Below are 8,641 nucleotides of genomic sequence, written 5' to 3'. Positions count from 1 at the left end.
TGGCCGCCCCCCTGACCCTGACAGACATCGCCCGCGGCGCCGGCGCCAGCCCCAGCGCCCTCACCCGCCTGTTCCAGCAACACCGCGAGACCACCCCCATGCAGGCGCTACGCGTCCTGCGCCTGGACGCCGCCCGCGAAAAGCTGCGACAAGGCGCCTGCGAAAGCGTGACCGAGGTGGCGGTATCCGTAGGCATCAGCCACCTGGGCAGATTCTCCGAGTATTACCGCGACCGCTTCGGCGAACTCCCCCGCGAAACCTTCCAGGCCCGCAGATAGGCCTGACAATTCTGGCGCCATGCGCCAACCCCGCAGCCACAAGCGGAGAATCACAAACGTAGTTAAACCAACACATATGTGATAAAGCGCCCCGCCGGCGAGCGCGCAGCGTCATCCGCCCCCGCAAGACACCAAGTAAGCTTCAAAAGGCCGCCCGCGCGGCCGCCTTGAAGCGGGCCCCGCAAATCGCTCTGAACCCGCGTTGCCGCCTGTCAGAACGCCAAGAAACGCCCCCTTCCCCAGCACCCGCCATTAATTCTTATCGTGAGCGGGTGACGGGGCAGGCGGGGGATGGCGGGGCGTGTAGATGCGCCCGACGGAATCTGAAGGGAAGGCCGAAGGCCTGGACGAAGATGAGGACGGGGCAGTCCGGAGCGAAGGCTCCGGACCGCAATCGTAGCCCCGCCATCCCCCGCCTGCCCCGGCTCCCGCGGCTAAAGAACCCACCTCGACGCGCATCAACACGTCAAGGCCGGCCCACCATCAAGCCGGCACCACCGCAGTAACTTCAATCTCCACCTTGGCCCGATCCTCCACCAGATCCGCCACCTCCACCGCCGTCATCGCCGGAAAATGCCTCCCGATCAATTCACGATAGTGCTTCCCGATCTCCGGATAAGCCGCCACATACGCATCCTTGTCCGTCACATACCACGTCATGCGCACGATATGCTCCGGCCTGGCCCCGCCCTCGGCGAGAATCGCCACGATGTTCGCCAACGTCTGCCGCACCTGATCGGCCAGATCATCCGACTCGAACTGCTGCTGCCCGTTCCAGCCCACCTGCCCGCCCACGAACACCAGCTTGCTCCCCACCGTCATCTCGGTCAGGATCCCATTCGAATAGCCCCGCGGCGCCATCCAATCCGGCGGTTGCAGAATCTTCATAACGTCTCATCCTATTTTCAAAAAACAAACACCAGGGCGGCCCCCGCCGAACTCACTCGGCGGCAACCAGATAATCCTGCATGCGCTGGCGCAGATCCGCCGGCAACGGCATCGACTTCATCGTGCGCAGATCCACCGTCACGATCGTCAACGTCGCCGACAGCCGCAACTGCCCGTCCGGCCCCTCGAAGCGCACCAGCGCCTTGAACGACGCGCCGCCGATGCGCTGCACCTGCAGCGTCTGCCGCAGCTTCTCGTGCCAGCGGCTCGGCGCGCTGAAATCGCACGTCACCGACGCCATCGGCGTGCCGATATGGCGCTCCACGTGCAGCGCGTGGAATGGCAAGCCCATGCCCTTGTCGAACCACTCCTCGACAAAATCATTGATCATCTCGAAATAGCGCGGGTAGAAAACGATGCCCGCCGGATCGCAATGACGGAAGCGGACTTCAACCTGGCTGACGAACGGAGCTGCCATGGAATTTCCTTGATGCGGAATCAGGCCATCTTGCGCAGCGCGAAACGCTGCAGCTTGCCCGTCTCGGTGCGCGGCAGCGCGGAGACGAACTCGATGGCACGGGGATACTTGTAGGGCGCGATGTTGGCCTTGACGAACTGCTGCAGCGCCGCCACCAGCGCCTCGCTCGGCTCGAAGCCGGGCTTGAGCACCACGAACGCCTTGACCAGCTGGCCGCGCTCGTCATCGGGCGCGCCGACCACGCCGCATTCGGCCACCGCCTCGTGGCGCAGCAGCGCGTCCTCGACCTCCGGCCCGGCGATGTTGTAGCCGGCCGAGACAATCATGTCGTCGTTGCGCGCCTGGTAGAACAGATAGCCGTCATCGTCCTGCACGAACGTATCGCCCGGCAGGTTCCAACCCTTCTGCACGAAACGCCGCTGGCGCTCGTCGGCCAGGTAGCGGCAGCCGGTCGGCCCCTTGATCGCCAGGCGCCCCACCGTGCCGTTGGGCACCGGGTTCATGTCGTCGTCCACGATCTGCGCGATGTAACCGGGCACCACGCGGCCGATGGCGCCGCGGCGCACCGACTCCGGCGGGCTGGACACGAACACGTGGATCATCTCGGTGCCGCCGATGCCGTCGATCATCTCGATGCCGCTGGCCTCCTTCCACAACTGGCGCGTCGCGTCGGGCAGGGCCTCGCCGGCCGACACGCTCTTCTTGAGCGAGGACAGGTCGAACTTGCCCACCAGCGCCGCCATCTGGCGGTAGAAAGTCGGAGCGGTGAAGACGATGGTGGCGCGAAAGTCCTGAATCAGCTGCAGCAGGCTTTCCGGCGTCAGGCGCTCGGCCAGCACGGTGCTGGCGCCGACCCGCAGCGGAAAGCACAGCAGGCCGCCCAGGCCGAAGGTGAACGCCAGCGGCGGCGTGCCGCAGAAAATGTCATCCGGACCCGGCTTGATGACATGCTTGGGAAACAGGTCGCACATCGCCAGCACATCGCGATGGAAATGCATGCAGCCCTTGGGCGCGCCGGTGGTGCCGCTGGTGAAGGCGATCAGGCAGACGTCATCGGCGGCGGTATCGCAGGCCGTGAAATCATCCGGCTTGCCCGCTGCCAGCGTGTCCAGCGCCTCGGGCGCCGTGTCGTTGAAATACACGATCTGCGCCAGCCCCGGACAATGGTGTTCGTGGTCCGGCTGGGCGCAGAACTGCGCCTCGTCCTTCAGGCGCACGTCGCACAGCACTGCCTGGATCTGCGCCTTGTCGATGATCTGCTTGAGCTCCTTGGCGCGCAGCAGCGGCATGGTCGGCACCGTCACCAGACCGGCCTTGATGGCGGCCAGCCACGAAGCGGCCATCATCGGATTGTTGGGGCCGCGCAGCAGCAGGCGGTTGCCCGGCACCAGCTTCATGTCCTCGACCAGCACGCGGGCAATGCGGTTAGTCAGCGCGGCCAGCTCGCGGTAGGTCATGGTGGCCGGCTTGCCGTCCTGCGCCCAGCGCAGCGCGACGCGCTCGCCGTGGCCACGGCCGACCATGGCGTCCACCAGCTCAACCGCGCAATTGAAGCGCTTGGGATAGGCCACGTCGGGGCCGTCCAGCAGGAACTCGGGCCATTGTTCGCCCGGGGGCAGATTGTCCCGGGCGAAAGTGTCGATGTGGGCGGATACTTCCATGAAATTCCCCTTGCTGATGCGGTGTAGTTGACTGCCGAAAGCGGAAACTCGATGGTTTCTTCAGGCCTTCAGCAGTTCCCGGGCGATGATCAACTTCTGCACTTCGGTGGCGCCTTCGTAGATACGCAGCGCTCTGATTTCCCTGTAAAGCTTCTCCACCGGCATCCCCGACACCACGCCCGCGCCGCCGAACATCTGCAGCGCGCGGTCGATCACGCCCTGCGCCGATTCGGTGGCCGTCATCTTGGCCATGGCCGCTTCGCGCGTGGTGCGTTGTTTCTGCACGTCGCGCATCCACGCGGCGCGATACGTCAGCAGCGCCGAGGCGTCGATGGCCGTGGCCATGTCGCCCAGCGCCGCCTGCGTCAGTTGCAGGTCGGCCAGGGTCTGGCCGAACATGCGGCGCGACCTGGCGCGCGCCAGGCCTTCGTCCAGCGCGCGGCGCGCAAAGCCCAGCGCGGCGGCCGCCACCGAGGCGCGGAAGATGTCCAGCGTCATCATCGCCAGCTTGAAGCCCTGCCCCGCCTCGCCCAGCCGCTGCGACACCGGGATGCGGCAGTTGTCGAAAGTGATGGTGGCCAGCGGGTGCGGCGCGATCAGCTCGATGCGCTCCGAGATCTCGAAGCCCGGGGTGTCGGCATCCACCACGAAGGCGCTGATGCCGCGCGCGCCCGGCGCCTCGCCGGTGCGGGCGAACACGCAATAGAAGTCGGCGATGCCGCCATTGGAAATCCAGGTCTTGGCGCCGTTGAGCACGTAGTGATCGCCCTCCAGCCGGGCCTCGCAGGCCAGCGCGGCCACGTCCGAGCCGGCATCCGGCTCGGACAGCGCGAAGGCGGCGATCGCCTCGCCGCGGGCCACGCGCGGCAGGTAGCGCTGGCGCAGCGCGTCCGAGCCCATCAGCGAGATCGCGCCGCTGCCCAGGCCCTGCATGGCGAAGGCGAAGTCCGCCAGGCCCTCGTGGCGCGCGAACGTTTCGCGCAGGATGCAGACCGAACGCGAATCCACCTCGGGCAGCGCGCCGCCCCAGGCGCCGCCGGGGCCGCCGGCGACCGCGTAACGCAACCAGCCGGCCTGGCCCATGGCCTTGACCAGCTTGCGGCAGGCCGCATCGGCGTCGTGGTGGTCGACGTCTCCCAGGGCGCTTTCGCACCAGCCGTCGACCTCATGCGCCAGCTTGCGGTGGGCGTCGTCGAAAAAGGGCCAGTCCAGCCAGCTTGCGTCGCGCATCATCAGTTCCCCTCGAAGACCGGCTTCTGTTTGGCCACGAAGGCCTCGTAGGCGCGATGGAAATCGCGCGTCTGCATGCAGATGGCCTGGGCCTCGGCTTCGGCCTCGATGGCCTCGTCCACGCCCATGTTCCATTCCTGGTGCAGCAGTTTCTTGGTCACGCCGTGGGCGAAGGTGGGGCCCGCGGCCAACTGCGCGGCCAGTTTGGCGGCGGCCTCCATCAGCGCGTCGGACTCGTGCAGGGCGTTGAAGAAGCCCCAGCTGGCGCCTTCCTCGGCCGTCATGGCGCGGCCGGTGTACAGCAGTTCGGAGGCGCGGCCCTGGCCGATCATGCGCGGCAGCAGCGTGCAGGCGCCCATGTCGGCGCCCGCCAGGCCCACCCGCGTGAACAGGAAGGCGGTGCGCACGGCAGGCGTGCCCAGGCGCATGTCGGAGGCCAGCGCCACCATCGCGCCGGCGCCGGCGCAGACGCCGTCCACCGCCGCCACGATCGGCTGCGGGCAGGCGCGCATGGCCTTGACCAGGTCGCCCGTCATGCGGGTGAAGTCCAGCAGCTCGGGCATGCTCATCTTGGTCAGCGGCCCGATGATTTCATGCACGTCGCCGCCGGAGCAGAAGTTGCCGCCGGCGCCCGTCACCACCACTACCTTGATGTCGGTCGCGTACACCAGCGCGCGGAACAGGTCGCGCAGCTCGGCGTAGGAATCGAAGGTCAGCGGATTCTTGCGCTCGGGCCGGTTGAGCGTGATGGTGGCGACCTTGCCGTCGGCCGACACCTGCCACAGGAACGTCCGGGCCTGGTAGCCGGCCAGCGGGCGCTTGTGGTGCTTCATGGTGTGCTCTTCGGGCTGCGTGCTCATGGTGTCTCCGTTCTGGAATCTTAGGGGTGGGCGGGGGCTCAGCCGGTCATCACTTCGCCGCCGTCGACGGCGATGGCCTGGCCGTTGATGGACGACGAGGCCGGCAGCGCCAGCCAGGCGACCGTCTCGGCCACTTCCTCGGGCTGCACCAGGCGGCCCTGCGGATTGCGCTCGGCCAGCTTGGCGCGGGCGGCGTCCGGCGTCATGCCGGTCTTCTCGACGATATTGGCGACCGCGCCGCGCACGATGTCGGTCTCGGTATAGCCGGGGCAGACGGCGTTGACGGTGACGCCCTTCTGCGCCGTCTCCAGCGCCAGCGAGCGGGTCAGGCCGATCACGCCGTGCTTGGCCGCGCAGTAGGCGCTGACGTAGGCGTAGCCGATCAGGCCGGCGGTGCTGGCCACGTTGATGACGCGGCCCCACTTGGCGGCCAGCATGCCGGGCAAGGCCGCCTGGATGCAGTGGAAGGTGCCGGTCAGGTTGACCGCCAGCATCGACTGCCACAGCGCCGCGTCGGTGCGGTCGAAGCGCTGGCTGACGGCCTGGCCGGCGTTATTGACCAGCACCAGCACCGGACCCAGTTCGGCCTCGGCCTGGACAAAGGCCTGGCGCACCGAGGCCTCGTCGGCGATGTCGGCGCTGACCGCCTGCACCTGGCCCAGGCTGGCCAGACTGTCGACGGCCGCCTCCAGCGCGCCGCCGTCGCGGCCCAGCAGCGTGACGCGGGCGCCACGCGCCAGCAGCGCGCGGGCGCTGGCCAGGCCGATGCCGCGGGCGCCGCCCGTCACCAGCGCGTGGCGTCCGGCCAAGGGAAGGGAGGACGTGCTCATTTGATGTCCAGTTGCGCCATGGCGGCGGCGCGTTCGAAATTGGTTTCCAACTGGCGCTTGCCGGCGAAGTACTGGCTCGGCCAGCTCACGTCACGATAGCCCACGCGGGCCGATTCGCGCAGCGTCCAGGAGGCGTCCGCCAGATGGGGACGGGCCAGCGCGCAGAGGTCGGCGCGGCCCGAGGCGATGATGCCGTTGGCGTGGTCGGCCTCGAAGATGGCGCCCACCGCGATGGTGGGGATGCCGGCCTCGTTGCGCACGCGGTCGGCGAACGGCGTCTGGAACATGCGGCCGTAGACCGGCTTTTCTTCCTTGCTGACCTGGCCCGACGAGCAGTCGATCATGTCGGCGCCAGCGGCCTTGAAGTGACGCGCGATCTCGACGGCGTCGTCGGGCGTGATGCCGCCCTCGACCCAGTCGCTGGCCGAGATCCGCACCGACATCGGCTTGTCCTCGGGCCAGACGGCGCGCACCGCGCGGAACACTTCCAGCGGGAAGCGCAGGCGGTTTTCCAGGCTGCCGCCGTATTCGTCGTCGCGCCGGTTGGTCAGCGGCGAGATGAAGCTGGACAGCAGGTAGCCGTGGGCGCAGTGCAGTTCGAGCCAGTCGAAACCGGCGGCCTGGGCGCGGCGCGCGGCGGCCACGAAGTTGTCGCGCACGTCGTCCATGTCGGCGCGCGTCATGGCGCGCGGCGTCTGCGACACGCCTTCGATGTACGGCAGGGCCGAGGCCGACAGCAGCGGCCAGTTGCCTTCGGCCAGCGGATGGTCGATCTTCTGCCAGCCCAACTGCGTCGAGCCCTTGCGGCCGGCATGGCCCAGCTGCACGCCGATGCGGGCGTCGCTGTTGCCGTGGACGAAGCCGACGATGCGGGCAAAGGCCTGCTGCTGCTCGTCGTTCCACAGCCCCGGGCACCCCGGGGTGATGCGGCCATCGGGCGAGACGCAGGTCATTTCCACCATCACCAGCCCGGCGCCGCCCATGGCGCGGGCGCCCAGGTGCACCAGGTGGAAGTCGCCCGGCACACCGTCGGTGCAGGAATACATGGCCATCGGCGACACCAGGATGCGGTTCTTGAGTTTGACGCCGCGCGCCTGGTACGGCGTCAGCATGGGCAGCGGCGGCCGCTGGCCGGCCGGCGCCTGGGCGCCGGCATGCTCGGCGATCCAGCGCTCGAAGCCTTCCAGCCAGGCCGGATCGCGCAGCCGCAGGTTCTCGTGCGAGATGCGCTGCGAGCGGGTCAGCAGCGAATAGGCGAATTGTTCGGGTTCGAGTTCCGCGTAGCGCGCCACGTTCTCGAACCATTCGGTGGAGTTGCGGGCGGCGTTCTGGATCTTCAGCACTTCGACGCTGCGCACTTCCTCGTAATGCTTCAGGCCGCGCTCGACGCTGCCTTCGGCGCCGCTCAGGCAGCGCGCCAGTTCGATGGCGTCTTCCAGCGCCAGCTTGGTGCCCGAGCCGATGGAGAAGTGCGCGGTATGCGCCGCGTCGCCCATCAGCACCACGGGCACGGCGCGCTTGCCGCGGCTGGTTTCCAGCTGGTTCCAGTGGACCCAGGTGTTGCAGATGACGCGCGGGAAGCGGATCCAGATGGCCGAGCCGCGCAGATGCGAAGCGTTGCTGACCAGGGGATTGCCGTCCAGCCAGGGCGCAAACAGTTTTTCGCAGTAGGCGATGCCTTCTTCCTGGCTCATCTGCTCGATGCCGGCGGCCTGCCAGGTTTCCTCGGGCGTTTCGACGATGAAGGTCGACATGCCGTCTTCGTAGCGGTAGGCATGCGCCTGGAACCAGCCATGCTCGGTCTGCACGAAGGCGAAGGTGAAGGCATCGAACACCTTCTTGGTGCCGAGCCAGACGAAGCGGCAGCGGCGCTGGTCGATATCGGGATGGAAGGTGTCGGCGTAGCGGGTGCGGACCTGGCTGTTGATGCCGTCGGAGGCGATGACCAGATCGGCGTCGTATTCGCGGGCGATGGCCTGGTCGTCCTGGACGAAGTTCTCGAACACCAGTTTGACGCCAACGTCTTCGCAACGCGCCTGCAGGATGTTGAGCAGCTTCTTGCGGCCGATGCCGATGAAGCCATGGCCGCCGCTGCGGATACTGCGGCCTTTGAAATGGATGTCGATGTCGTCCCAGTGGTTGAAGGCGTCACCGATGGTCTGGGCGGAAACCGGATCGGCTTCGCGCAGGTTCTGCATGGTGGCATCCGAGAACACCACGCCCCAGCCGAAGGTGTCATAGGGCCGGTTGCGCTCGATCACGGTGACTTCGTTGGCCGGGTCTTGCAGCTTCATGAGCAGACCGAAGTACAGGCCGGCGGGACCACCACCAATGCATACGATTTTCATTGCCGTAACGCTCCAAGAAGTGCGGCCCGGAAGCTTGGGGCGGGTCGCTGCTATTTTTAGGCCTTGAT

Annotated in this window: 8 protein-coding genes; 1 reads left to right on the top strand and 7 read right to left on the bottom strand. The window is 67.4% G+C overall.

Going from position 1 to position 8,641, the window contains the following annotated elements; translation table 11 throughout:
- Positions 1–278, top strand: a 278-nt coding sequence (locus DK459_RS08095; protein WP_146221886.1) for a helix-turn-helix transcriptional regulator, incomplete at its 5' end; no start/stop codon positions are given.
- Between the two features lie 483 nt (positions 279–761).
- Here the strand turns inward: DK459_RS08095 and DK459_RS08090 are convergent.
- From DK459_RS08090 to DK459_RS08060, 7 genes are read right to left on the bottom strand one after another with little or no spacing between them, the layout of a single operon-like run.
- Positions 762–1,166: a RidA family protein gene (locus DK459_RS08090; protein ID WP_006388562.1), complete on the bottom strand. Its 405-nt coding sequence runs from the start codon at positions 1,164–1,166 to the stop codon at positions 762–764.
- Between the two features lie 52 nt (positions 1,167–1,218).
- Positions 1,219–1,644, bottom strand: coding sequence for a thioesterase family protein (locus DK459_RS08085; RefSeq protein WP_054443794.1), 426 nt, complete (start codon positions 1,642–1,644; stop codon positions 1,219–1,221).
- Between the two features lie 20 nt (positions 1,645–1,664).
- Positions 1,665–3,305, bottom strand: coding sequence for an AMP-binding protein (locus DK459_RS08080; protein WP_053499068.1), 1,641 nt, complete (start codon positions 3,303–3,305; stop codon positions 1,665–1,667).
- Positions 3,306–3,365: 60 nt separating this feature from the next.
- Complete coding sequence (locus DK459_RS08075; RefSeq protein ID WP_110134633.1) at positions 3,366–4,535, bottom strand: acyl-CoA dehydrogenase family protein; 1,170 nt, start codon at positions 4,533–4,535, stop codon at positions 3,366–3,368.
- Between the two features lie 2 nt (positions 4,536–4,537).
- Positions 4,538–5,395 (bottom strand): enoyl-CoA hydratase family protein, encoded by an 858-nt coding sequence (locus DK459_RS08070; protein WP_054516755.1) that lies wholly within the window; start codon positions 5,393–5,395, stop codon positions 4,538–4,540.
- A 38-nt stretch (positions 5,396–5,433) separates the two neighbouring features.
- Entirely contained in the window at positions 5,434–6,225 is a 792-nt protein-coding gene (locus DK459_RS08065; RefSeq protein ID WP_054498573.1) for an SDR family NAD(P)-dependent oxidoreductase, read from the bottom strand.
- Positions 6,222–8,573, bottom strand: a complete 2,352-nt coding sequence (locus tag DK459_RS08060; RefSeq protein ID WP_049055273.1) for a bifunctional salicylyl-CoA 5-hydroxylase/oxidoreductase — start codon at positions 8,571–8,573, stop codon at positions 6,222–6,224. Before DK459_RS08060 ends, DK459_RS08065 begins: the two co-directional genes overlap by 4 nt.
- Between the last annotated feature and the right edge of the window lie 68 nt (positions 8,574–8,641).

This window comes from Achromobacter sp. RW408 (genome assembly GCF_003184165.1).
Taxonomy (GTDB): Bacteria; Pseudomonadota; Gammaproteobacteria; order Burkholderiales; family Burkholderiaceae_B; genus Achromobacter; species Achromobacter xylosoxidans.
The sequence above is the reverse complement of the archived record's forward strand: the minus strand, read 5'-3'. Positions and strand labels throughout refer to the sequence as shown.